Source organism: Sorangium sp. So ce1153 (genome assembly GCF_051521595.1).
In the GTDB taxonomy this organism is placed as follows: Bacteria; Myxococcota_A; Polyangia; order Polyangiales; family Polyangiaceae; genus Sorangium.
On the sequence record NZ_CP150361.1, the window covers coordinates 9,492,874 to 9,517,517 of the forward strand.

Annotated in this window: 10 protein-coding genes; 6 read left to right on the top strand and 4 right to left on the bottom strand. The window is 72.2% G+C overall.

Annotated elements, in window-relative coordinates:
* The first annotated feature begins 50 nt into the window (after positions 1-50).
* Positions 51-6,098 carry an AAA family ATPase gene (locus tag WME85_RS34070; protein WP_437827281.1) on the top strand — a complete coding sequence of 2,016 codons (6,048 nt, stop codon included), beginning with the start codon at positions 51-53 and terminating at the stop codon, positions 6,096-6,098.
* 188 nt (positions 6,099-6,286) lie between these two features.
* Positions 6,287-12,289 carry a sensor histidine kinase gene (locus WME85_RS34075; protein ID WP_437827282.1) on the top strand — a complete coding sequence of 2,001 codons (6,003 nt, stop codon included), beginning with the start codon at positions 6,287-6,289 and terminating at the stop codon, positions 12,287-12,289.
* A 102-nt stretch (positions 12,290-12,391) separates the two neighbouring features.
* Here WME85_RS34075 and WME85_RS34080 read toward each other — a convergent pair whose 3' ends face one another.
* Entirely contained in the window at positions 12,392-13,051 is a 660-nt protein-coding gene (locus tag WME85_RS34080; RefSeq protein WP_437827283.1) for a histidine phosphatase family protein, read from the bottom strand.
* A gap of 291 nt (positions 13,052-13,342) precedes the next feature.
* Here WME85_RS34080 and WME85_RS34085 point away from each other — a divergent pair, with 291 nt between their 5' ends.
* Positions 13,343-14,689 carry a PQQ-dependent sugar dehydrogenase gene (locus tag WME85_RS34085; RefSeq protein WP_437827284.1) on the top strand — a complete coding sequence of 449 codons (1,347 nt, stop codon included), beginning with the start codon at positions 13,343-13,345 and terminating at the stop codon, positions 14,687-14,689.
* Here WME85_RS34085 and WME85_RS34090 read toward each other — a convergent pair.
* Both WME85_RS34090 and WME85_RS34095 read right to left on the bottom strand, forming a co-directional pair.
* On the bottom strand, positions 14,658-15,935 hold the full coding sequence (locus WME85_RS34090; protein ID WP_437827285.1) for an MFS transporter: 1,278 nt from the start codon (positions 15,933-15,935) through the stop codon (positions 14,658-14,660). The two genes, WME85_RS34085 and WME85_RS34090, sit on opposite strands and share 32 nt — an antisense overlap.
* Positions 15,935-16,576 (bottom strand): TetR/AcrR family transcriptional regulator, encoded by a 642-nt coding sequence (locus WME85_RS34095; RefSeq protein ID WP_437827286.1) that lies wholly within the window; start codon positions 16,574-16,576, stop codon positions 15,935-15,937. Before WME85_RS34095 ends, WME85_RS34090 begins: the two co-directional genes overlap by 1 nt.
* A gap of 240 nt (positions 16,577-16,816) precedes the next feature.
* On the opposite strand from WME85_RS34095, the gene WME85_RS34100 reads away from it, so the two are divergent.
* Both WME85_RS34100 and WME85_RS34105 read left to right on the top strand, forming a co-directional pair.
* Entirely contained in the window at positions 16,817-18,496 is a 1,680-nt protein-coding gene (locus WME85_RS34100) for a trypsin-like serine peptidase (protein WP_437827287.1), read from the top strand.
* A 145-nt stretch (positions 18,497-18,641) separates the two neighbouring features.
* Entirely contained in the window at positions 18,642-19,187 is a 546-nt protein-coding gene (locus tag WME85_RS34105; RefSeq protein WP_437303237.1) for an RBBP9/YdeN family alpha/beta hydrolase, read from the top strand.
* Positions 19,188-19,228: 41 nt separating this feature from the next.
* Here the strand turns inward: WME85_RS34105 and WME85_RS34110 are convergent, their stop codons facing one another.
* The gene (locus WME85_RS34110; RefSeq protein ID WP_437827288.1) at positions 19,229-19,768 is read right to left on the bottom strand and encodes a GNAT family N-acetyltransferase; all 540 of its coding nucleotides are present in this window, start codon (positions 19,766-19,768) and stop codon (positions 19,229-19,231) included.
* Positions 19,769-20,646: 878 nt separating this feature from the next.
* On the opposite strand from WME85_RS34110, the gene WME85_RS34115 reads away from it, so the two are divergent.
* Positions 20,647-23,805: a collagen-like triple helix repeat-containing protein gene (locus tag WME85_RS34115; RefSeq protein ID WP_437827289.1), complete on the top strand. Its 3,159-nt coding sequence runs from the start codon at positions 20,647-20,649 to the stop codon at positions 23,803-23,805.
* Positions 23,806-24,644 lie beyond the last annotated feature (839 nt).

The window sequence follows — 24,644 nt, forward strand, 5'->3', positions numbered from 1 at the left end:
GGCACTCGGCACATCGGAAGCCGCGCCTCGACCGCCCCAGAGATCCTGGTATGCCCGTCCTTTCGCAGTACGTCGCCCTGGAGGTCATCCACGAGGGGGCCGACACGATCCTCTACCGGGCGCGACACCGGCAGAGCGATCGCCCCGTGGTGCTCAAGGTCCTGCGGCGCGACCACGCGAGCCCGCGCGCCCTCGGGCGGCTGCACCACGAGCACGAGGTCGCCAGGGCGCTCGACACGCCGGCTGTCGTCAAGCCCTGCGCGATCGAGGCGCTCGGCGACCAGGTGGCGCTGGTGCTCGAGGACTTCGGCGGTCGCTCGCTCGACCAGCTCCTCGACGGGCCGATGCCGCTCGAGCGCTTCTTCCCCATCGCCCTCCGCCTGGCCGGCGCGCTCGCCGAGCTGCACCGCCACCACGTCATCCACAAGGACATCAAGCCGCAGAACCTGCTCTGCAACCCCGAGACAGGAGAGGTGAAGATCACCGACCTCGGGATCGCCTGCCTGGCGCCGCGCGAATCCCAGGAGCTCGTCCACGACGGGCTCATCGAAGGGACGCTCGCGTACATGGCGCCCGAGCAGACAGGCCGGATGAACCGCTGGATCGACGAGCGGACCGACCTCTACTCCCTCGGCGTCACCTTCTACGAGATGCTGACCGGGACGCTCCCCTTCCACGCGAGCGACCCCGTGGCGTGGGTCTATTGCCACATCGCCCAGAAGCCGCAGCCGCCGCACGCGGTCGTCCCCTCGATCCCCCCGGCCCTGTCCGCGGTCGTGCTCAGGCTGCTCGCCAAGGCCGCCGAGGAGCGTTATCAGAGCGCGCTCGGCCTGCGGTACGATCTCGACGCGTGCTTCGCGCAGCTCAGGGCGAGCGGCACCATCGAGGCATTCCCGCTCGGGCAGCGCGACGTCTCCGACCGGCTCCAGGTCCCGCAGCGGCTCTACGGGCGCGAGCGCGAGGTCGAGGCGTTGCTCGCCGTCTTCGACCGCGTGGCAGCGCGGGGCCGGCCGGAGCTCGCGCTCGTGTCGGGCTACTCGGGCATCGGCAAGTCGTCGCTCGTGGCCGAGCTGCACCGGCCAGTGGCGCGCGCGCGGGGCTTCTTTCTCTCGGGCAAGTTCGACGAGCTCAAGAGGGATATCCCCTACCACGCCTTCCTCCAGGCGTTCCGCGGGCTCGTGCAGGAGATCCTTTGCGTGAGCGAGGACGAGCTCGAGCGCTGGCGGCGGCGCCTCCAGGAGGCCCTCGGCCCGAGCGGCGGGCTGCTCGCCGACGTGCTCCCCGAGCTCGCGCTGCTCCTCGGCCCGCAGCCGCCCGCGCCGGAGCTCCCGGCGGCCGAGGCCCGGCACCGGTTCCACGCGACGCTCCGGCGCTTCGTCGCGGCGTGCGTCCAGAAGGAGCACCCGATGGTGCTCTTCCTCGATGATCTCCAGTGGGCCGACGCCGGGAGCCTCCAGCTGCTCGAGCAGCTCGTCACGCACGCCGAGGCCGAGCACCTCCTCCTGGTGGGCGCCTACCGGGACAACGAGGTCGGCCCGGCGCACCCGCTGTCGCTCATGCTGTCCGAGGCGCGAAAGGGCGGCGCCGCCGTCACCGACATCGTCCTCGCGCCGCTGTCCGCCGCCGACGTCGGAGCCCTCGTCGCCGCGACGGTCCGCGCTCCGGCCGAGCAGGTCGAGCCGCTCGCCCGGCTCGTCCACGAGAAGACCGGCGGCAACCCGTTCTTCCTGATCCAGTTCCTGATCGCGCTGCACCAGGAGCGGCTCCTCGCCTTCGACGCGGACGAGCGCGCGTGGCGGTGGGACATCGCCGCGATCCGCGACAAGGGCTTCAGCGACAACGTCGTCGACCTGATGACGGGCAAGCTGAGGCGGCTCTCGGCCTCGACGCAGGACGCGCTCAAGCTCGCCGCGTGCCTCGGCAGCAGCTTCACCCTCGACATCCTCGAGGTGATCGCGAACCGCCCGGCGGCGGAGCTCTCCGAGGCGCTCGCGGCGGCCGTGCGCGAGGGGCTGCTGCTCTGCCGGGACGTCACCTACCGGTTCCTCCACGACCGCGTGCAGCAGGCGGCCTACGCGCTCATCCCGGCGGCGCAGCTCCCCGAGGTGCACCTCTGCATCGGTCGGCTGCTCCTCGAGGGGCGCAGCGCGGGAGAGCGCGAGGAGGCGCTCTTCGACATCGTGGGCCACCTCAACCGCGGCGCCGCGCTCATCCGCTCCCCGGCGGAGCGGGCCGACCTCGCCGCGCTGAACCTCCGCGCCGGCCGGCGAGCGCGGGCCGCGGCGGCCCACGAGTCCGCCGCCGCCCTCTTCGCCGCCGGAATGGCCCTCCTCGGCGAGGATCGCTGGGAGGCGCAGTATGCGCTGGCCTACCAGCTGAGCCTCGAGCGCGCGCACGCCGCGTACGTCACCGGCCATTTCGAGGAGGCCGAGCGGCTGATCGGAGAGCTCATGGAGCGCGCGACGACCCAGCTCGAGAGGGCCGCTGTCGTCGAGCTCGCCGTCGCGCTGAACATCACCCGCGAGCGGAGCGACCGCGCCGTGCAGATCGGGCTCTCGTGCCTCCGCGCCTTTGGCATCGAGCCGTCGCTCCCCGTCACCGACGCGCAGGTCGAGGAGGAGACCGAGGGCATCTGGCAGGCCCTCGGTGATCGGAAGATCGAGGATCTGATCCACCTGCCCCCCATGGAGCACCCGGAGATGAAGGTCGCGATGAGCGTCCTCCGGGGCGTGGCCATGGCCTCCTTCTTCGTGGACCAGAGCCTGCACTACCTGCTCGTGGCGCGCATGGTCGAGCTCAGCCTGCGCCACGGCAACGCCGAGAGCTCCGCCCAGGCGTACGTCGCCTTCGCGCGGGTCCTCGGCCCGCGGTTCGACAGGTACGAGGCGTGTTATCTGTTCGGCAAGCTCGGCTACGACCTGGCGGACAGGAGCCCCGCACTCGCCATGAAGGCCCCGGTGTTCACGCTGTTTGGACAGCAGGTCGCCTTCTGGTCGCGCCACTACCGGGAGACCTGCGTCTATGCGCGCCACGGCTTCAACGCCGCCGTGGAGTGCGGCGACTGGAACAACGCTTGCTATAACTGCATCTGGGCCACGGTGTTCCCGCTGCTCTGCGGCGAGCCGCTGGAGGACGTCCTCCACCAGACCGAGGACCGCCTCGGCTTCGTGCGCAAGGCCGGGTACGCGTTCGTTCATGGCGTCCTCCTCGGCGTCCGGTACGTCATCCAGGCGCTGCGCGGGCGGCCGCTCCAGTTCTCGATGCTGGATGGGTCCGAGCTGGATCAGGCCGGCTTCGAGGCGCGGTTCCCTCCTCCGGACTCGCGCAGCGCCCACAGCCTGTACTACGGCGTGAAGCTCCAGGCGCTCTTCGTCCTCGGCTCCCCCGCGGAGGTGCTCGCGGCGGCGGCCCGCGTGATCATCGATGACGACTGGACGACGGACGCGCACGCGCTGGTCGCCGAGGGCTTCTATTATCGCGCGCTCGCGCTCGCCGCCGCCTGCGGCGAGGCGCACGGGGCGTCGACATCGCCGCGAGGCGAGCTCCCCACGGGGCTCCTCGATTGCGAGCGGCAGCTCGGCGTCTGGGCGGAGAGCTGCCCCGAGAACTTCGGCCACAAGCATGCCCTCGTGTGCGCCGAGATCGCCAGGATCCGCGGGCAGGAGCTGGAGGCCCTCCGGCTCTACGAGCAGGCCATCGCCTCGGCGCGCGAGAACGGCTTCGTCCAGCACGAGGCGATCGCCTGCGAGCTCGCCGCGGGGCTCTGCCGCGCGCGCGGCCTCGCCACCCCGGCCGACGCTTACCTGCAGAGGGCCCGCGCCGGCTACTTCCGCTGGGGCGCCCACGCCAAGGTCGAGCAGCTCGACCAGCGGTATCCTTACCTCGTCGAGCGCAGGCCCATCGCCCCCACCGTCACCTTCGCGGTGCGGGCCGAGCAGTTCGACGTCCTGTCGGTGGTCAAGGCCTCCCAGAGCATCTCCGGCGAGCTCAAGCTCCCGCGCCTGCTCGAGATGCTATTGCGCATCGTGGTCGAGCACGCGGGCGCCGACGAGGGGTATGTGCTCCTGCTCCAGGGAGATCGCCTGTCGACCGCGGCTGCGCTCGCGGCCTCCGAGGGCACGGCGCGGCTGCTCGACGCCGAAGAGGCGATGGCGGCGGCGCTGCCGCGGTCCCTCCTCAACTATGTTCACCGGAGCCACGAGCGCGTGTTGCTCGACGACGCCGCCACCAGGCACCCGTTCTCGGAGGACGAGTATTTCGCCCGGAAGCGGCCGAGATCGGCGCTGTGCCTCCCGATCGTGCGGCAGGACCGGCTGCTCGGCCTGCTCTACCTGGAGAACGGCCTCGTCGCTGGCGCCTTCACCGCCACGCGGCTCAGCGTGCTCGAGCTGCTCGCCTCGCAATCGGCCATCTCGCTCGAGAACGCGATGCTCTATTCACGGATCGAGCAGAAGAACGCCGAGCGGCGGCGGGCGGAGCAGGCGCTCCGGACCAATCAGGCGACCCTCCAGGCGATCGTCGACAACTCGGCGGCGGCCATCTACCTCAAGGATCGCGAGGGCCGGTATCTGCTCGCCAACCGTCACGCGGGCAGCGTCCTGAACCGGTCGAGCCGTGAGCTCCTTGGAAAGACCGACGCCGCTCTCTTCCCTGCTCCGGCCGCCGAGACCCTTCAGGACAACGACCGGAGGGTGCTCGATACCGGCGAGCCGCTGGAGTGCGAGGAGGAGATGTTGCTGGAGGACGAGCCGCACACCTTCCTGTCGGTGAAATTCCCTCTCGGCGACCATGTCATGCCCGGCGTGCTCTGCGGCATCTCCACCGACATCACCGACCGCAAGCGCGCCGAGCAGGCCGAGCGCTTCCTGGCCGAGGCGAGCCACAGGCTGATGGCCCTCGGCTACAGCGCCACCCTCGAGAGCGTGGCGCACCTCGCCGTGCCCGACCTGGCCGACCAGTGCGTCATCGACGTGGACCTCGCTCCCGCCGCGCCGGCACCTACGGCCGCGCCGGCACCTACGGCCGCCACGGCACCTACGGCCGCCACGGCCGGCATACCGGCCGAGCTGACCGGCGCGCTGATGGACGCGCTGCGGCCCCTGGCAGCGGCGCCGCCGAGCCGGCCCGAGGTGGGCGACCTCCGCGCCGCGCCCCTGCTGCAGCAGCTCGGCGTTCACGCCTTCCTCCGGGTTCCGCTCCGCGCGCGCGACCGGCGCTTCGGCGTCATGACCCTGCTGGCGACCGCGGCCCGGCGCCGTTACGGCCCCGCCGACCTGTGGCTGGCCGAGGAGCTGGCGAGCCGTGCGGCGCTCGCGCTCGACAACGCCCGCCTGTTCGCCGAGGCCCAGGAGGCGATCGCGCGCCGGGACGAGTTCCTCCTCGTCGCCTCGCACGAGCTCAAGACCCCGCTCACCTCGCTGAAGATGCAAGCGCACCTCGTCGAGCGGCTGCTGCCCCGCTACCAGCGCGCGGAGGTCCCCCGGGAGCGGATCGACGCCGCGTTCCAGGTCCTCAACCGCCAGATCGCGCGGCTCGGCCACCTCGTCAACGAGCTGCTCGACGTCACGCGCCTGAACGCCGGGCGGCTGACCCTCGTGCGCGCCCCGGTCGATCTGGCGGCCCTGGCGCGCGAGGTCGTCGAGCGGATGGGCCAGCAGCTCGCGGACGCGCGCTGCAGCGTCCAGCTCGATCTGGACGAGGCTGTGATCGGGCGCTGGGATCCGTCTCGCGTGGAGCAGGTCCTCATCAACCTCCTGTCCAACGCGATGAAGTACGGCGCGGGTGGCCCCATTCACGTCGTCGCGCGCGGGCAGGGCGAGCGCGCGCTGCTCGCGGTCCGGGACCACGGCATCGGCATCGCCGCGTCGGACCAGGCGAGGATCTTCGAGCGCTTCGAGCGCGCTGTGTCGGTCCGGAACTTCGGCGGGCTCGGCCTCGGGCTCTACATCGTGCGCTGGATCGTCACCTCGCACGGCGGCACCATCCGCGTCGAGAGCGAGCCGGGCGCCGGCGCCACGTTCATCGTGCAGCTCCCTTTGCGCGGGCCCGAAGCGGACCTGGACGCGGACGGCCACGGCGTCCGCCTCGCGCCGGCGTAGATCTTCACCGGGAGCCGCTGCGGGAGGTCGGCTTCCTTCGCCCCGGCGGGCCTGGCGCGGCGACACGGCAGGCGATCCAGCGCGGCATAACGCCGCCATTTGCCCGTGGCGAAGCGCGACGCTTTTGGCAACATCACCATCGACGCTGACGCCTCGGAGGCCGCTCCGGCTTTCGAAGATCCTGCGATATGCCTGAGAGTCCTCGTTACCTCGTGCTGGAGGTCCTGCACACCGGCGCAGATACGATCCTTTACCGAGCCCGGCGCGAGCAGGACGGCCGGCCGGTCGTGCTCAAGGTCCTGCGGCGCGACCACGCGAGCCCCCGCGCCCTCGGGCGGCTGCACCACGAGTACGAGATCGCGACGAGGCTCGACGCGCCGGTCATCGTCAGGGCGCATGCGATCGAGGCGTTCGGCGACCAGGTGGCGCTGGTCCTGGAGAACTTCGGCGGCCGCTCGCTCGACCAGCTCCTCGACGGGCCGATGCCGCTCGAGCGCTTCTTTCCCCTCGCCCTCCGCCTCTCCGCGGCCCTCGCCGAGCTGCACCGGCACCACGTCATCCACAAGGACATCAAGCCGCAGAACCTGCTCTGCAACCCCGAGACAGGGGAGGTGAAGATCACCGACTTCGGGATCGCCTGCCTCTCGCCCCGCGAGCCTCAGCGCCTCCCTGACGACGGGCTCATCGAGGGGACGCTCGCGTACATGGCGCCCGAGCAGACAGGCCGGATGAACCGCTGGATCGACGAGCGGACCGACCTCTACTCCCTCGGCGTCACCTTCTACGAGATGCTGACCGGCACCTCGCCCTTCCAGGCGAGCGATCCCGTGGCGTGGGTGCATTGCCACATCGCCCAGAAACCGCAGCCGCCGCACGCGGTCGTCCCCTCGATCCCCCCGGCCCTGTCCGCGGTCGTGCTCAAGCTGCTCGCCAAGGCCGCCGAGGAGCGTTATCAGAGCGCGCTCGGCCTGCGGTACGACCTCGACGCGTGCTTCGCGCAGCTCAGGGCGAGCGGCACCATCGAGGCATTCCCGCTCGCGCAGCGCGACGTCTCCGACCGGCTCCAGATCCCGCAGCGACGCTATGGGCGCGAGCGCGAGATAGAGGCGCTGCTCGCCGCGCTCGCCCGGGTGCTCTCGCAAGGCCGGACAGAGCTCGTGCTCGTGTCGGGCTACTCGGGCATCGGCAAGTCGTCGCTCGTGGCCGAGCTCCACGGGCCGGTGGTGCGGGAGCGAGGCTTCTTTCTCTCGGGCAAGTTCGATCAGCTCAAGCGCGACGTCCCCTATCTCGCTCTGCTTCAGGCCTTCCGGGGGCTCTTGCAGGAGATCCTCTACGTGAGCGAGGACGAGCTCGAGCGCTGGCGGCGGCGCCTCCAGGAGGCCCTCGGCCCGAGCGGCGGGCTGCTCACCGACGTGCTCCCCGAGCTCGCGCTGCTCATCGGCCCGCAGCCGCCCGTGCCCGAGCTCCCGGCCCCCGAGGCCCGGCGCCGGTTCCACGCGACGCTCCAGCGCTTCGTCGCGGCGTGCGCCCGGAAGGAGCACCCGATGGTGCTCTTCCTCGATGATCTGCAGTGGGCCGACGCAGGCAGCCTGCAGCTGCTCGAGCAGCTCGTCACGCACGCGGAGGCCGAGCACCTCTTGCTGCTCGGCGCCTGCCGGGACAACGAGGTCGGCCCGGCGCACCCGCTGTCGCTCACGCTGGCCGAGGCGCGCAAGCACGGCGCCGTCGTCTCCGAGCTCGGCCTCGCGCCGCTGTCCGCCGCCGATGTCGGGGCGCTCGTCGCCGAGACGGTCCACGCCACCGCCGCGCAGGTCGAGCCGCTCGCCCGGCTCGTCCACGAGAAGACCGGCGGCAACCCGTTCTTCGTGCTCCAGTTCCTCCTCGAGCTGCACCAGGAGGGGCTCATCGCCTTCGACGGAGAGCAGGGCGGGTGGCAGTGGGATGTCGCGGCGATCCGTGCCAAGGGCTTCACCGACAACGTCGTCGACCTGATGGCGGGCAAGCTGCAGCGGCTCTCGACCCCGACGCGGGACGCGCTCCAGCTCGCCGCGTGCCTCGGCAGCAGCGTGGACCTCGACACCCTCGCGCTCGTCGCGAGCCGGCCGGCGGCAGAGCTCCGCGAGACGCTCGCGGAGGCCGTGCGCGAGGGGCTGCTCCTCTGCCGCGGAGACGCCTGTCGGTTCCTCCACGATCGGGTGCAGCAGGCCGCGTATTCGCTCATTCCGGAGGGACAGCTCGCCGAGGTGCACCTCTGCATCGGTCGGCTGCTCCTCGAGGGGCGCAGCGCGGGAGAGCGCGAGGAGGCGCTCTTCGACATCGTGGGCCACCTCAACCGCGGCGCCGCGCTCATCCGCTCCCCGGCGGAGCGGGCCGACCTCGCCGCGCTCAACCTCCGCGCCGGCCGGCGAGCGCGGGCCGCGGCGGCCCACGAGTCCGCCGCCGCCCTCTTCGCCGCCGGAATGGCCCTCCTCGGCGAGGATCGCTGGGAGGCGCAGTACGCGCTGGCCTACCAGCTGAGCCTCGAGCGCGCGCACGCCGCGTACGTCACCGGCCATTTCGAGGAGGCCGAGCGGCTGATCGGAGAGCTCATGGAGCGCGCGACGACCCAGCTCGAGAGGGCCGCTGTCGTCGAGCTCGCCGTCGCGCTGAACGTCACCCGCGGGCAATGCGCCCGCGCCGTGGAGATCGGGCTCGCGTGCCTACGCGCCTGGGACATCGCGCTGTCGCATCCGATCACCGACGCACAGGTCGAGGAGGAGACCGAGAGCGTCTGGCGAGCCCTGGGCGACCGGGCGATCGAGGACCTGATCCACCTGCCCCCCATGGAGCACCCGGAGATGAAGGTCGTGATGCGCGTCCTGATGGGCGTGACCGTCCCTGCTCTCTTCGTGGATGTGAGGCTGCATTACGTGCTCCTCGCGCGCATGATCAAGCTCAGCCTGCGCCACGGCAACACGGAGAGCTCCCCCACTGCGTACACGTCCTTCGCGAAGGTGCTGGGCCCGCGGTTCGGGAGATACAAAGAGGCGTACCTGTTCGGCAAGCTCGCCTACGATCTGGCGGACAGGAGCCCCTCCCTCGCCGCCAAGAGCGCGGTGTTCAGCCTGTTCGGGGACCTGGTCGTCTTCTGGACGCACCACTACCGAGAGACCTTTTTCTACAGGCGCCTCGGCTTCAACGCCGCAGTGGAGTGCGGCGACTGGAACAGCGCGTGTTACAATTGCCTGTTTGGCGCGGTGTTCCCGCTGCTGTGCGGCGAGCCCTTGGAGGACGTCCTCCGCGAGGCCGAGGATCGCCTCGGCTTCGTGCGCAAGGCTGGTTATGAGCTCGTTCACGACGTCCTCCTCAGCGTCCCTCACATGGTCCAGACGCTGCGCGGCAGGCCAGCCCATTTCTCGATGCTGGATGGGTCCGAGCTGGATCAGGAGGCCTTCGAGGCGAGGCTCCCTCCGGGAAACTTGCGCGGCTTTTACTACGGCCTGAAGGCCCAGGCGCGGCTCGTGCTCGGCTCCCCCGAGGAGGCGTGCGCGGCGACGGCGCGCGTGCTCGTCGATGAGGACTGGAAGACCGCCGCGCACGTGCTGGTCGCCGAGAGCTTCTACTATCGCGCGCTCGCGCTCGCCGCGGCCTTCAGCGAGGCGCACGGGGCGTCGACATCGCCGCGAGGCGAGCTCCCCACGGGGCTCCTCGATTGCGAGCGGCAGCTCGGCGTCTGGGCGGAGAGCTGCCCCGAGAACTTCGGCCACAAGCATGCCCTCGTGTGCGCCGAGATCGCCAGGCTCCGCGGGCAGGAGCTGGAGGCCCTCCGGCTCTACGAGCAGGCCATCGCCTCGGCGCGCGAGAACGGCTTCGTCCAGCACGAGGCGATCGCCTGCGAGCTCGCCGCGGGGCTCTGCCGCGCGCGCGGCCTCGCCACCCCGGCCGACGCTTACCTGCGGAGGGCCCGCGCCGGCTACTTCCGCTGGGGCGCCCACGCCAAGGTCGAGCAGCTCGACCAGCGGTATCCTTACCTCGTCGAGCGCAGGCCCATCGCCCCCACCGTCACCTTCGCGGTGCGGGCCGAGCAGTTCGACGTCCTGTCGGTGGTCAAGGCCGCGCAGAGCATCTCCGGCGAGCTCAAGCTCCCGCGCCTGCTCGAGATGCTATTGCGCATCGTGGTCGAGCACGCGGGCGCCGACGAGGGGTATGTGCTCCTGCTCCAGGGAGATCGCCTGTCGACCGCGGCTGCGCTCGCGGCCTCCGAGGGCACGGCGCGGCTGCTCGACGCCGAAGAGGCGATGGCGGCGGCGCTGCCGCGGTCCCTCCTCAACTATGTTCACCGGAGCCACGAGCGCGTGCTGCTCGACGACGCCGCCGCCAGGCACCCGTTCTCGGAGGACGAGTATTTCGCCCAGAAGAGGCCGAGGTCGGTGCTGTGCCTCCCGATCGTGCGGCAGGACCGGCTGCTCGGCCTGCTCTACCTGGAGAACAAGCTCGTCGCCGGGGCGTTCACCCCTGCGCGGCTCAGCGTGCTCGAGCTGCTCGCCTCGCAATCGGCCATCTCGCTCGAGAACGCGATGCTCTATTCCCGGGTCGAACAGGAGAACGCCGAGCGGCGGCGGGCGGAGCGGGAGCTCCGGGCCAACCAGGCGACCCTCCAGGCGATCGTCGACAACTCGGCGGCGGTTATCTACCTCAAGGATCGCGAGGGCCGGCACCTGCTCGTCAACCGGCACTTATGCAGCATCCTGCGCTTGCCGATCGAGGAGATCCTCGGCAAGACGAACGCCGAGCTCTGGCCTCCTGCGTTCGCGGAGGTCATCGACCATCACGACCGGAGGGTGCTCGGGGCGGGAGAGCCGCTGGAGTGCGAGGAGGAAGTGTTGCTGGAGGACGGGCCGCACACCTTCCTGTCGGTGAAATTCCCTCTCGGCGACCATGTCATGCCCGGCGTGCTCTGCGGCATCTCCACCGACATCACCGATCGCAAGCGCGCCGAGCAGGCCGAGCGCTTCCTGGCCGAGGCGAGCCACAGGCTGATGGCCCTCGGCTACAGCGCCACCCTCGAGAGCGTGGCGCACCTCGCCGTGCCCGACCTGGCCGACCAGTGCGTCATCGACGTGGATCTCGCTCCCGGCGCGCCGACACACACGGCCGCCACGGCCGGCATACCGGCCGAGCTGACCGGCGCGCTGATGGACGCGCTGCGGCCCCTGGCAGCGGCGCCGCCGAGCCGACCCGAGGTGGGCGACCTCCGCGCCGCGCCCCTGCTGCAGCAGCTCGGCGTTCACGCCTTCCTCCGGGTCCCGCTCCGCGCGCGCGACCGGCGCTTCGGCGTCATGACCCTGCTGGCGACCGCGGCCCGGCGCCGTTACGGCCTCGCCGACCTGTGGCTGGCCGAGGAGCTCGGGCGCCGTGCGGCGCTCGCGCTCGACAACGCCCGCCTGTTCGCCGAGGCCCAGGAGGCGATCGCGCGCCGGGACGAGTTCCTCCTCGTCGCCTCGCACGAGCTCAAGACCCCGCTCACCTCGCTGAAGATGCAAGCGCACCTCGTCGAGCGGCTGCTGCCTCGCTACCAGCGCGCGGAGGTCGCCCCGGAGCGCATCGACGCGGCGTTCCAGGTCCTCAACCGCCAGATCGCGCGGCTCGGCCACCTCGTCAACGAGCTGCTCGACGTCACGTGCCTGAACGCCGGGCGGCTGACCCTCGTGCGCGCCCCGGTCGATCTGGCGGCCCTGGCGCGCGAGGTCGTCGAGCGGATGGGCCAGCAGCTCGCGGGTGCGCGCTGCCACGCCCAGCTCGATCTCGACGGGCCTGTGGTCGGCCACTGGGACCCGTCCCGCCTGGAGCAGGTCCTCATCAACCTCCTGTCCAACGCGATGAAGTACGGCGCCGCTGGCCCCATTCACGTCGTCGCGCGCGGGCAGGGCGAGCGCGCGCTGCTCGCGGTCCGGGACCACGGCATCGGCATCGCCGCGTCGGACCAGGCGAGGATCTTCGAGCGCTTCGAGCGCGCTGTGTCGGTCCGGAACTTCGGCGGGCTCGGCCTCGGGCTCTACATCGTGCGCTGGATCGTCACCTCGCACGGCGGCACCATCCGCGTCGAGAGCGAGCCGGGCGCTGGCGCCACGTTCATCGTGCAGCTCCCTTTGCGCGGGCCCGAAGCGGACCTGGACGCGGACGACCACGGCGCCCGCCTCGCGCCGGCGTAGGCGTTCACCGGCGGCCCTGACGGGGAGCTCGGTCGCTGCCGGGCTCCTGGCGCTGCGGCCGCTGCCCCGGGCCTCGGGCCATCGTCGGCCCCGCGGCGCGGCTCAGGCGGGGGGCGCGGAGAGCGCCTCGGCCAGCGCGTCGCCGAGGTGGGCGGCGTCGTTCCAGACCGCGAGGCGGTAGCCGCTGGTCCGGTCGTGCTCGATCAGGCAAACGCCCGTGTTGGCCGGCACCTGGAGCGCCTTCTGCCCGCCGGTGCCCATCTGGAGGATGCGCCCGACGAGGGTCTTGATGGCGGCGCCGTGGGACACGATCCCCACCGTCTCCCCTGCGTGCCGCTCCGAGATCCGGTCGAGCGCGCGCGTCATGCGGTCGCCGAGCTCCGCGTACGTCTCGCCGCCGCCGCGCCGGACGTCCTCGCCGCGCCGCCATGCGGCCCACTCCTCGGGGAAGCGCGCCTGCACCTCGGCGCGGCCGAGCCCCTGCCAGGCGCCGAGGCTCACCTCGCGCAGCCCGGCGTCCGCGATCGTGCGCAGGCCCAGCGCCGAGGCCAGCCGCTCCGCCGTCTCCCGCGCGCGCTCCAGGTCGGAGCAGTAGACAGCCGCGAGCCGGATCCGGGCGCCAGCGAACCGCGCCGCGAGCCGCGCGGCCTGGTCGCGCCCTCGTTCGTTGAGGCCGCTCCCCGCCTGTCCCTGGAAGACCTGCGCGCGGTTGTCGTCCGTCTCCCCGTGCCGGATGAGCATCAGCTTCGTTGTGGCGTGCACGTCGGCCGCACTGTAGCAGGGCGCGCGGCGCGCGATCGCGCCCGAGCGCCGGACAGCGGCGCCGGGCGCCGCTCGCCGCGCGTCACTTTGTGCCACGCGCGGCCCGGCGCCGATCCTTTCTGCCACAGCGCGTGGTTCGTCCTCTTTGTAAAATGTCCTCGCATACCTGCGCGCCGCGGGCGGGTACGGCGCGTGCTTTTGGCCCTCGCTCGCGACGAGGTCATCGGGAAGGCTCTGGACCGTGGACGTGCCACGCGGCTGGAGCCTGCCTGTTCGGAAAGGGTCGTTCGCATGAAGCGGTATCTTGCGCCTTTGCTCGTTCTGTTGCTCGCGCCGTCGTGCGCCGAGGATGGCGGCGTGAAGCCCGTCGACTCCCCGGCCGGCTCCGGGGGGAGCGGCGGCGCGCCTCCGGACGGCGAGACCACGCAGTCGGGCGGGGGTGGCCAGGGCGCGGGCGCCGGCGGCGCCGGGGGCGGCGGCTACAGCCCGGAGGACGACAACACCTTCAGGCCGGAGGAGCGGCCGTTCTCCGACGAGCTGCTCGAGAAGCTCGAGACGAAGCCCGGGTTCACCATCAGCGTGTTCACGAAGGACGTCGGCAATGCGCGCATGATGGCGCTCGCCCCCGGCGGGGGCGTGTACGTCACGCGGCCGACGCCAGGCGACGTGCTGCTCCTGCGCGACACCGACGACAACGGGGTGGCGGACGAGGGGGTGCCGGCGTTCGCCGGGGACCAGAGCTTCGAGACCCTGCACGGCATCGCGATCAGCGAAAATGGCGAGACAGCGTACCTGGCGACGGCCACGACCCTTTACGCCTCGCGCATCAACGGCGACGGCAGGTTCGGCGACCCGATTGCCCTCCTCACCGATCTGCCCGACGGGGGCCAGCACGGCAAGCGCACGATGCGCTTCACCCCTGACGGCGCGTCGATCCTTTTCTCGGTCGGCAGCAGCTGCAACGCGTGCGCGGAGACGAACCCCGAGCACGCCACGCTCCTGCTGATCGACCCGTCGCTCGAGGGGCAGACGCAGCCGAGCCGCGCCGTGTTCGCCAAGGGCCTTCGCAACACGATCGGCTTCGACTGGTACCCTGGCACGGACGAGCTCTGGGGCATGGATCACGGCAGCGATCAGCGCGGCAACGTGGTGCCGCCCGAGGAGCTCAACCGGCTCGTCGAGGGCAAGGACTACGGCTGGCCTTATGTCTACTCGGCCGGCCCTGGCGAGCGCGGGATCGACCCGATCATGGACGACCCGCCCGGCACGACCAAGGAGGCTTACGCCGAGACCACCGAGCCCGCGGAGCTCGTCTATGACGCGCACAGCGCGCCCATCGATTTCCGCTTCTACACGGGCGATCAGTTCCCCGCCGAGTACAAGAACGACGCGTTCGTCGCCATGCGCGGCTCGTGGAACCGCTACCCGGCGGTCGGTTACAAGGTGGTGCGCGTCCTGTTCGACAAGGAGACGCGCCAGCCGAAGGGCTTTGAGGATTTCGTCACCGGGTGGCTCATCGAGGACGGCCGCGCCGTCTTCGGCCGCCCCGCCGGCCTCTTGCAGCTGCCGGACGGCTCGCTGCTCGTGAGCGACGACACGAGCGGGGTTATCTACCGCGTTGCGTACAGTGACGAGTGACGTGAGGTGATGCGCCTCGCGTGTTCAGCGCGGGCTCCGCCGGGTGGCGCCGGCCCGGGAACAGCAGCAGGGCCGCCGCCGGCGAGAGCGCCGCGAGGGCGGCCGCCAGGCTGAAGTGCAGCGGATAGCCGAGGCGGCCCGCGGAGAAGCCGCTGGCGGCCGACGCGACCCCGGTGGCGATCACCACCGCGCTCGCCTGGATCGTGTAGTCCGTGGCGGCGCTCTCCCGATCGGTCCAGTCCATCATGCACGTGAAGAGCGCCGCGGTCGCCATCCCCCCGGCGAAGTGCTCGAACGCGCAGAGCGCCGCCAGCAGCGGCACCCCGGGCTCCGCGCGCGCGACGTACGCGTACCCGAGCACGCTCACCGCCTGGAGGACGGCGAAGCCGACGAGCGACGAGCGCCGCCCGAGCCGCAGCACCAGCGCCCCGCCGGCCAGCGCGCCGAGCAGCCCCGCCACGAAGCCCACCGTCCCGACGAGCCAGCCGATGTCCGAGAGGGAGAGGCCGATGTCGGAGAGGAACGGCCGCAGCATGCCGACCGCGAAGGCGTCGCCGAGCTTGTACACCACGAGGAGCGCGAGCACCTGCCTCGCGTGAGGGCGCCGCCAGAACGACGTGGCGATCGCGGCGACCGAGGCGGCTCGATCCGATCCGGGCGCGCTCCCCGCCTCGCGGGTGAGCAGCGTGGGGACGCTCAGGAGCGCGATCGACAGCGCCATGACCGCGAAGGTGAGGCCCCAGCCGAGCCGGTCGAAGAGGACGAGCAGCGCCCCCCCGCCCACGATCATCCCGGCCCGGTAGCCGGCCACCTGGATGCCGTTGGCCCACCCTCGCTCGCCCGGCGCCAGCATGTCCACCGCCAGGCCGTCCGTGGCGATGTCCTGCGTCGCCGAGAGCAGATTGACGATCAGCACCGCCGCGAGCACCCACGAGAGCCCCTCGCCGGGCCCCCGCAGCGAAAGCAGCCCGAGCACCAGGGTCATGAGCCCTTGCGACGGGAGGATCCACGAGCGGCGGCGCCCGAGCCGCGGGGAGAAGAAGCGGTCGACGAGCGGCGCCCAGAGGAACTTGAGCGCCCACGGGAGCGCGAGCAGCGAGGCGAGCCCGATCCCCTCGAGCGAGATCCCCTGCTTGCGGAGCAGGACGGGCAGCGCCTGCGTGAAGAAGCCGAACGGGAGCCCCTGGCACATGTAGAGCGACGTCAGGAGCCCGAGCCGCCGCAAGGACAGATGGGGAAAGCGCATCAGCGGCTCGCCTTCCTGGTGGAACTGGTGGAAGAAGAGAGGCCCAGGAGCCCCGACGCCATCGCCCACGTCGCGCTGGCGGCCGAGCCCGGCGGGATGAGCTCGCGCGCCGTGGCCGCGAGCACGAAATAGCCCTGGATGGCGGCCACGATGGCCGCGGCCGCGGCGTCGACCTCCGCGCGCGGCAAGGAGAACACCCGCGCTCGCGCGCCGCGCCTCAGGATCGCGACGAGCCGCCGCACCGCGTCCTCGAGCGCTCCCGCGAACGCCGCGCGCACCCCGGCGTCCCGGAGGGCCTCGCCGCTCACGCAGATCCAGCACGCGAGCGCCTGCGGATCGGCCGAATCGCCTGCGCGCAGGTGCGCGTCGATGAACGCGCGGAGCTCCGCCGCGGGGTCGTCCCCCGCGGCCGCGAGCAGCCGCTCGAGCCTCTCGGCGTGGTCCTGCGCGAGCAGCTCGACCGCGGCGAGCAGGATCTCTCGCTTGCTCTCGAAGTGGTAGTGCACGAGCCCCGGCGCGATCTGCGCCGCCGCGGCGATCGCCCCGACGGAAGCCCCCTCGTAGCCGCGCTCCGCCATGGTCTTCAGGAGAGCGCGCGCGATCTGAGCTCGGCGCTCCGCGGTGTTGGACGGTCGGGGCATGGTGACGTTCCTGCGTCCGGTCTGTGCTCGTTCGGCGCGTTCGGCGCGTTCGGCGCGTTCGGCGCGTTCGCTCGTCCGTCGAGCGGCTCGCCGGTTTATTGGTTGGTCGTACAACCAATTTATGAGCGGACCTCGGCCGGCTGTCAAGCAGCGGCTCGGGTCGCCGTTCGGGAGAACGCCGGGCGAGCTTCACCTGCGGCGGCTAAGCTACGGCACCTCGCTCACGAAGGAGCTCGATCGATGACGCCGCGTTCTCTCTCGCTGACGCTCGCAGGGCTGCTCTCCTGCGCGGGCCTCGTCTCTGCGTCCTGCTCGACGTCGGATCCCCCCGGGGGCGCTGGCGGACAGGGGGGCGCCGGCGGCACGGGCGCGGGCGGAGGAGACGCCGGGGGCGCGGGCAACGCCGGGGGCGCGGGCGGCGCCGGCGGCGCGGGCGGCGCGGGCGGCACGGGCAACGCCGGGGGCGCGGGCGGCGCGGGCGGCGGTCCGGGGCCCGGAGAGGGCCAGTCCGAGCTCCTGCGCGGGCTCGACGAGGGCAGCGCGCCGCTCCGGGCGGTGGGGCGGCTGAGCGGCGGGCTCGGCTCCGGGGCCTGCACGGCCTTTCTCATCGACCCTGCGGGGCGGCCCGAGGCGCCCGCGCACGTGCTGACGAACGCCCACTGCACGCACGAGTGGGCCGCGCTCACGTCGGCCAACGCGGTGAACGTGGACACCGCCGCGGCGCCGGAGCTGCAGATGATCTTCAACTACTTCAGCGACACCGTGGACGCGCAGGTGGCGGTCCCGGCGAAGACCATCCGCTATGCGACGATGAAGGGCACCGACCTCGCGGTGGTCGAGCTCGACGCCACGATCGGCGCCCTCCGGGAGCGCGGCGTCGTCGCGCTCGGCCTGGCCCCGTCGGCGCCGGCTCCCGGATCGCGCGTGTCGGTCGTGGGCGCGCCGCAGCTCGAGGTGGAGTTCCTGCGGCGCGCGCGCTGCAGCGAGGAGGGCACGTTCGATATCGTCGAGCACGGCTGGCACTGGTTCGGCGCGCACCGGAACCGCTGCGCCGACGTCGCGAACGGCAGCTCGGGATCGCCGGTGCTCGACGAAGCGCAGCGCGTCTACGCGGTCGTCAACACCACCACCCTCGGCAGCCCGCCCGACGGCGACTGCTTCCTCGGCAGGCCGTGCGAGGTCGACGCGCCCCCCGGCGTGTCGGCCGAGGGCGCGAGCTACGCTGTCGACGTGACCTCCGTGAGCGCCTGCTTCGCGGCCGACGGGCGCTTCGCGCTCGACCTGGAGGGCTGCCCGCTCGACGCCGGCCGGGCGCTCGACGTGCTCACCTATCCCTTACCGCGCGAGCGGCCGAGCGATCCGGCGACCGGCGCGACGAACACCTGGGAGGTGACGCTCGGCGAGCGCGACGCGCTCGGCTTCTTCCGCTACAAGCTGGGGCGCGCCGGCGAGGTCGACTGCCGCCGGCCCGAGGGCTACTCGGCCCCGATCAAGCTCGACGCGCAGTCCCTTTCGGGCCTGTCGCTGCCCGAGGCCGAGGGGGTCCACCAGCTGTGCGTGCTCGCGGGCCCGACGCAGGCGCCGGACGCCGCGTGGCAGCCGCTCTCGTTCCCCACGGTCGTGCTCACCACGATCGACACGACCCCGCCCACGCGCCGGCCCGAGCTCTCGCGCGGGGGCGACGCGACCGAGGGCATGCACGTCGAGCCGATCTTCTCGCTGCCGGAGCTCGCGGACTTCGAGTACCGCTTCGGCCCGCCCGAGGCGACAGACTGCGACGATCCGGAGGCCGAGTGGCTCCGCTACCGGCGGTTCCCCATCTTCCTGGATGCCCGCGACCTGCCGGCCCGGTTCTGCGTGCGCCCGACGGACTGGGTGGGCAACGTGGGGCAGCCGTTCGACTACCTGCTGCCGGAGTGAGCCGCGCCGCCGCCCTGCGCCGCCGGCGGCGAAAAGATCCGGGCGCGCGGCGTGGCCGCGCGCCGCGCCGCTCCCGGCAATTCCTTCCGCGCTCGAGGTGGGGTACACCCTGTGTCCTGCGGGGCTCTCGAAAGGACGGTTCGCGGTGGAGGCGACGAGGATCTTGTTGTTGCCGGGCCTGGGCGGCTCCGGGCCGGAGCACTGGCAGACGCTGTGGGAGCGTGAATACGGCTACACGCGCGTGCTCCAGGACGACTGGGATCGCCCCGCGCTCGACGCCTGGGTCGCGCGCCTCGACGAGGCGGTCCGCGGCGCGCCTGGCCCTGTCGCGCTCGTGGCGCACAGCCTCGCGTGCGCGCTCGTGGCGCACTGGGCGCGCGGCGCGGCGACCGGCCGCGTGATCGGCGCCCTGCTCGTCGCCCCGGCCGACGTCGACTCGGAGCAGCGCACGCCGCCCGAGGTGCGCTCGTTCTCGCCGATGCCGCTCGACCCGCTGCCGTTCGCGACGATCGTCGCGGCGAGCCGGACCGATCCGTACGTCGACGTGGCGCGCGCGCGGCACTTCGCCCGTGCCTGGGGGGCCGCTTTCGTCGACGCCGGGGACGCAGGGCACATCAACGCGGAGTCCGGGCTCGGGCTCTGGCATGAAGGCCATCTGCTCGTCTCCGGCCTGCTCGGCACGGACCGGTGAGCCGGTCGCCCCGTCGCGCCCGACAGCAGGGGGCGCGGCGGTCAGGCCCTCAGGAGCTCGAACCCCTCGGCCACGAGGCCCTTGAACACGGTCGGCCCCGTCCGGCGGAACCCGAGCTTCTCCAGCACCCTGACCGACGCCGCGTTCTCGAGCATCGCGTGCGCGACGAGGCGCGGGAGCCCGAGCTCCTCGAAGGCATAGCGGACGCACGCCGCGGCCGCCTCGGTCGCGTACCCCTGGCCCCAGTGCTTCCTGAAGAAGCGGTATCCGAGGTCCGCGAGCTCGAGCTCCTCATGCCATCTCAGCCCGCACCAGCCGAGCTTCTCCCCCGTGCTCCGGTGGAGCGCTATGAATCGCCCCATGCGCCACGCCTCGAACTGGCGCGCCAGCCGCCCGATCACCGCGCGCGCCTCCTCCTCGCTGGCGAACGCGGCGTCCCCCGTGTAACGGATCACCTCCGGATCCGAGTTCAGCGCGATCATGAACTGGACGTCGGAGGGCCCGTGGGGGCGTAGATCCAGGCGCTCCGTCGCGAGGACGACCGCGGCTTCGTCGGCTTCGTTCATACGAGGGACAGGCATACTCCCCATCGTGGCGGGTCCGCCACGGCCATGCACAAAATCGCCTCCTTGGTCCGGCGCGTGATGGCGCCCATCGCCCGCGGCGAGGCGAGCGCCAGCGGCCACGCCAGGAGCGCCAGGCTCTCTCTGCTCCTCCATGCTCCTGTCGCGGCGGCGGTCCGAGCCCGCTGCCCTGGAGAGATGCCCGGACGATGAGGAGTTGAACCGCCGAGACACCAGGGAAGCCAGGGAGAGGCTCTCCTGGGTTCTCCTGGCGGCGCCTCCGCCTCGCGGTTCTCCTGCTCCGGGTCGCTGTACGAGGCGCGGCGAGCGATGAGCTGGACGCGCCGCGGCGGCCTCTCACGGTGTTCGTTCGCCGCCCCGGTATCCGTTGTTCGCCCCTGGCGGCTTCTGCGCGTTCGCGGGCTCGATCGGCGTTTATTTTCAGGCCTTCGCCGCGATCGGCCTCGATGACCAGCGGCGCGCCGGCGCCCCGCGCCGGGGCGGCTACGGCGCTCCCCGGATTGGCGTCGGCGAGTCGACTCTCGTCGTGGCTGTCAAGCCCTCAACATGGGGGCTTGGTGAACCGCCCCCATCAACCTAGGATCGCTCCAGACACAGCGCATCGGTGACAGGAGCCTTCGAGCGCTGGCTGCACCTGGCCGCGCCCGCGTCGTGGCGCGGCTTCTCGGGTGTCGCATCGACGCATCGCCCTGACTTTTCGTGCCGCTATTGGTGGGACTCTCGTCGAGCAAGGCGGGGCTGGGCGCGGGGGGGGATCCGTCCCGAGATCGCCCTTTGACCGACGAACTCGCCTCCTGGGCTCCACCTGATCTGAACACGGCTGCCTGCGGGATCGAGCGCATTGAAGCTCGGAATTGAGAGAAAGGTGGAGTCACATGCGGAAGTATCGAGCAAGTGCGGTTTCTGCTGGAATCCTCGCCGGGTTTGCGGGCGTGATGGCCAGCGCGGGCACCGGCTGGGCCGGCGGTCCAGCGCAGGTGGAGGCAGACGCCGATCTGATCTACACCTGCACGCAGAAGCAGACTGGACAGGTCCGGATCGTGAGCGGCCCGGGGCAGTGCCAGACCTCGGAGGATCTGGTGTCCTTCAGCCGCCCGGGCAAAGTGGCCATGGGGCCACAGGGGCTCCAGGGGCCCGCGGGCCCCAAGGGCGAGATCGGTCCTCAGGGGCTCCGGGGGCCCGCAGGGCCCAAGGGTGAGCGCGGAGAGCGGGGAGAGCGCGGCCCGCAAGGGCCCGCGGGCCATGACGGGACCCAGGGTCTGAAGGGCGTTGACGGCATGCGCGGTCCTCAGGGGACAGCAGGCCTCAAGGGCGAGATCGGTCCTCAGGGCTTCAAGGGTGCTGACGGCGCGCGCGGCCCGCAGGGCCTGGCTGGGCCCAAGGGCGAGATCGGTCCTCAGGGCCTCCAGGGGCTCCAGGGGCCCGCAGGGCCCAAGGGCGAGCGCGGTGAGCGCGGAGAGCGCGGCCCGCAAGGGCCCGCGGGCCACGACGGGACCCAGGGTCTGAAGGGCGTTGACGGCATGCGCGGTCCTCAGGGGACAGCAGGCCTCAAGGGCGAGATCGGTCCTCAGGGCTTCAAGGGTGCTGACGGCGCGCGCGGCCCGCAGGGCCTGGCTGGGCCCAAGGGCGAGATCGGTCCTCAGGGCCTCCAGGGGCTCCAGGGGCCCGCAGGGCCCAAGGGCGAGCGCGGTGAGCGCGGAGAGCGCGGCCCGCAAGGGCCCGCGGGCCACGACGGGACCCAGGGTCTGAAGGGCGTTGATGGCATGCGCGGTCCTCAGGGGGCAGCAGGCCTCAAGGGCGAGATCGGTCCTCAGGGCTTCAAGGGTGCTGACGGCGCGCGCGGCCCGCAGGGCCTGGCTGGGCCCAAGGGCGAGATCGGTCCTCAGGGCCTCCAGGGGCTCCAGGGGCTCCAGGGGCCCGCAGGGCCCAAGGGCGAGCGCGGTGAGCGCGGAGAGCGCGGCCCGCAAGGGCCCGCGGGCCACGACGGGACCCAGGGTCTGAAGGGCGTTGATGGCATGCGCGGTCCTCAGGGGGCAGCAGGCCTCAAGGGCGAGATCGGTCCTCAGGGCTTCAAGGGTGCTGACGGCGCGCGCGGCCCGCAGGGCCTGGCTGGGCCCAAGGGCGAGATCGGTCCTCAGGGCCTCCAGGGGCTCCAGGGGCCCGCAGGGCCCAAGGGTGAGCGCGGTGAGCGAGGCCCGCAAGGGCCCGCGGGCCACGACGGGACCCAGGGTCTGAAGGGCGTTGATGGCATGCGCGGTCCTCAGGGGGCAGCAGGCCTCAAGGGCGAGATCGGTCCTCAGGGGCTGAAGGGCGCCGACGGCGCGCGCGGCCCGCAGGGCCTGGCTGGGCCCAAGGGCGAGATCGGTCCTCAGGGTCTGAAGGGCACCGACGGCGCGCGCGGTCCTCAGGGGCCAGCAGGCCTCAAGGGCGAGATCGGTCCTCAGGGGCTGAAGGGCGCCGACGGCGCGCGCGGTCCTCAAGGGCCCATGGGCGAGCGCGGCCCGCAAGGGCTGCAGGGGCCCGCTGGGCCCAAGGGCGAGCGCGGCCCGCAAGGGCTGCAGGGACCCGCTGGGCCCAAGGGCGAGCGCGGTGAGCGCGGCCCGCAAGGGCCCGCAGGCCACGACGGGGCTCAGGGTCTGAAGGGCGTTGACGGCGCGCGCGGTCCCCAGGGCCTCAAGGGCGCCGATGGCGCGCACGGTCCTCAGGGCCTCACGGGTCCCAAGGGCGAGATCGGTCCTCAGGGCCTCAAGGGCGCCGACGGCGCGCGCGGTCCTCAGGGGCCCGCGGGTCCCAGGGGCGAGGTCGGCCCCCAGGGCCTCAAGGGCACCGACGGCGCGCGCGGTCCTCAGGGCCCCAAGGGCGAGGTCGGTCCTCAGGGCCTCAAGGGCGCTGACGGCGTGCACGGTCCTCAGGGACTCATGGGCCCCAAGGGCGAGATCGGTCCGCAGGGCCTCAAGGGCGCTGACGGCGCGCGTGGTCCTCAAGGGCCCGCGGGTCCCAGGGGCGAGGTCGGTCCTCAGGGCCTCAAGGGCGCTGACGGCGTGCACGGTCCTCAGGGACTCATGGGCCCCAAGGGCGAGATCGGTCCTCAGGGCCTCAAAGGCGTCGACGGCGCACGCGGTCCTCAGGGGCCCATGGGTCCCAAGGGCGAGATCGGCCCCCAGGGCCTCAAGGGCGTCGACGGCGCGCGCGGTCCTCAGGGCCTCCAGGGCCCGATCGGTCCTCAGGGCTTCAAGGGCGAGATCGGCCCCCAGGGCCTCAAGGGCGTCGACGGCGCGCGCGGTCCTCAGGGCCCCAAGGGCGAGATCGGTCCTCAGGGGCCGGTTGGTTCCAGGGGTGAGGTCGGCCCTCAGGGCCTCAAGGGCGCTGACGGCGCGCGCGGTCCCCAGGGCCCGGCTGGTCCCAAGGGCGAGGTCGGCCCCCAGGGCCTCAAGGGCGCTGACGGCGCGCGCGGTCCTCAGGGCCTCAAGGGCGAGGTCGGCCCCCAGGGCCTCAGGGGCGCTGACGGCGCGCACGGTCCTCAGGGCCTCAAGGGCGAGATCGGCCCCCAGGGCCTCAAGGGCGCTGACGGTGCCAAGGGCGCTGACGGTGCGCGCGGTCCCCAGGGACCGGCTGGACCCAAGGGCGAGGTCGGCCCCCAGGGGCTGGCTGGGCCCAAGGGCGAGCGCGGTCCCCAGGGACCGGTCGGGCCGCGCGGCGCTCAGGGCGAGCGCGGTCCCCAGGGACCGGTCGGATCGCCCGGCCTCGCCAAGATCCGCGTGGTCTCCGTGACGCGCCAGGCAGAGCCCAACAGCTCGTTCGTCAGCGTCAAGGCGACCTGCAACGCCGGTGAGATCGTCCTCAGCGGTGGATTCTCGGTCTCCGGCGGAGCGCAGGCGACCAGCAGGGTGATCGAGAACTCCCCGTTCGACGCGGCGGAGGAAGGCCGCGCGGGCTGGACGTCGACCGCCGCGTTCGAGAGCGGCTATGGCAAGAAGGCGACGAGCATCACGCTGACCACCTATGCCATCTGCGCCGAGGTCCCCGTGCGCTGAGCTCGCCAGACCGCGGCGCCATGCTCACGTGACCTCGTGAGCCCCTCCTCCGACCAGCTGTCCCCGTGCCTCCACCACGGCCCCCGAGGCAGGGGACAGCTGGATCCATGCCTCACCACTGCTCCCCACGCACCGCACCCCGCACAGCAAGGAGCGCCTCGTCGCCGCGCCCGCAAGCCCACCGCTGCAGGACCGCAGCCCCGGGAGCACGCTCGCGTCGCGCGATGCCACCGTTCGCACGGACCGCGCACGGCGCCACGCACCGACCTCCTGCTGAGGCCATGGCCCCCGACGGAGCCGTGGAGCCGTCCACTCCCCCCCGGCCCCATCGCACGGCGTCCCCCTGCGTACGCTCCCCGAGCTCGCCGCCGTACACCGTACGTAAATCTGGCGGCGCCCCTGCCTTCCGCCCATGAGAAAGGCGAAACAGTAGAACACATTCACATACATTCAACCACTTTTGATTACACGCACGCACCGTCGCGCCGGTATCCCCGAGCCCCGTGGTGCAGCTTGCACGCTTTTCGCAAGGAGCCGGCTCGGTGACCTCGTGAACCTCGAGCTCTTCCGCATTGCCGAAAAGATTGCGCAGCTTCCGCTGTTTTTACCGGAACGTTGCGCCGCTCGGGCTGTTGCTCCCCGCGCGAGCCGCTGCAGACCGTTCAGAATCGATGGGCGCGCTTTGTCACACTGTCGCCAAGTGCCACATCAGTAACTCCAAGTAGTCCGCTGACCGGCCCATGAAGGCACCCCCTCACGTCACCCCAGAAGTACGAGGCATGTTGGGCAGCGCCCAAGACAAATCGCCTAGCCTCGTAGACTCTGTGGTAGATTCCCCC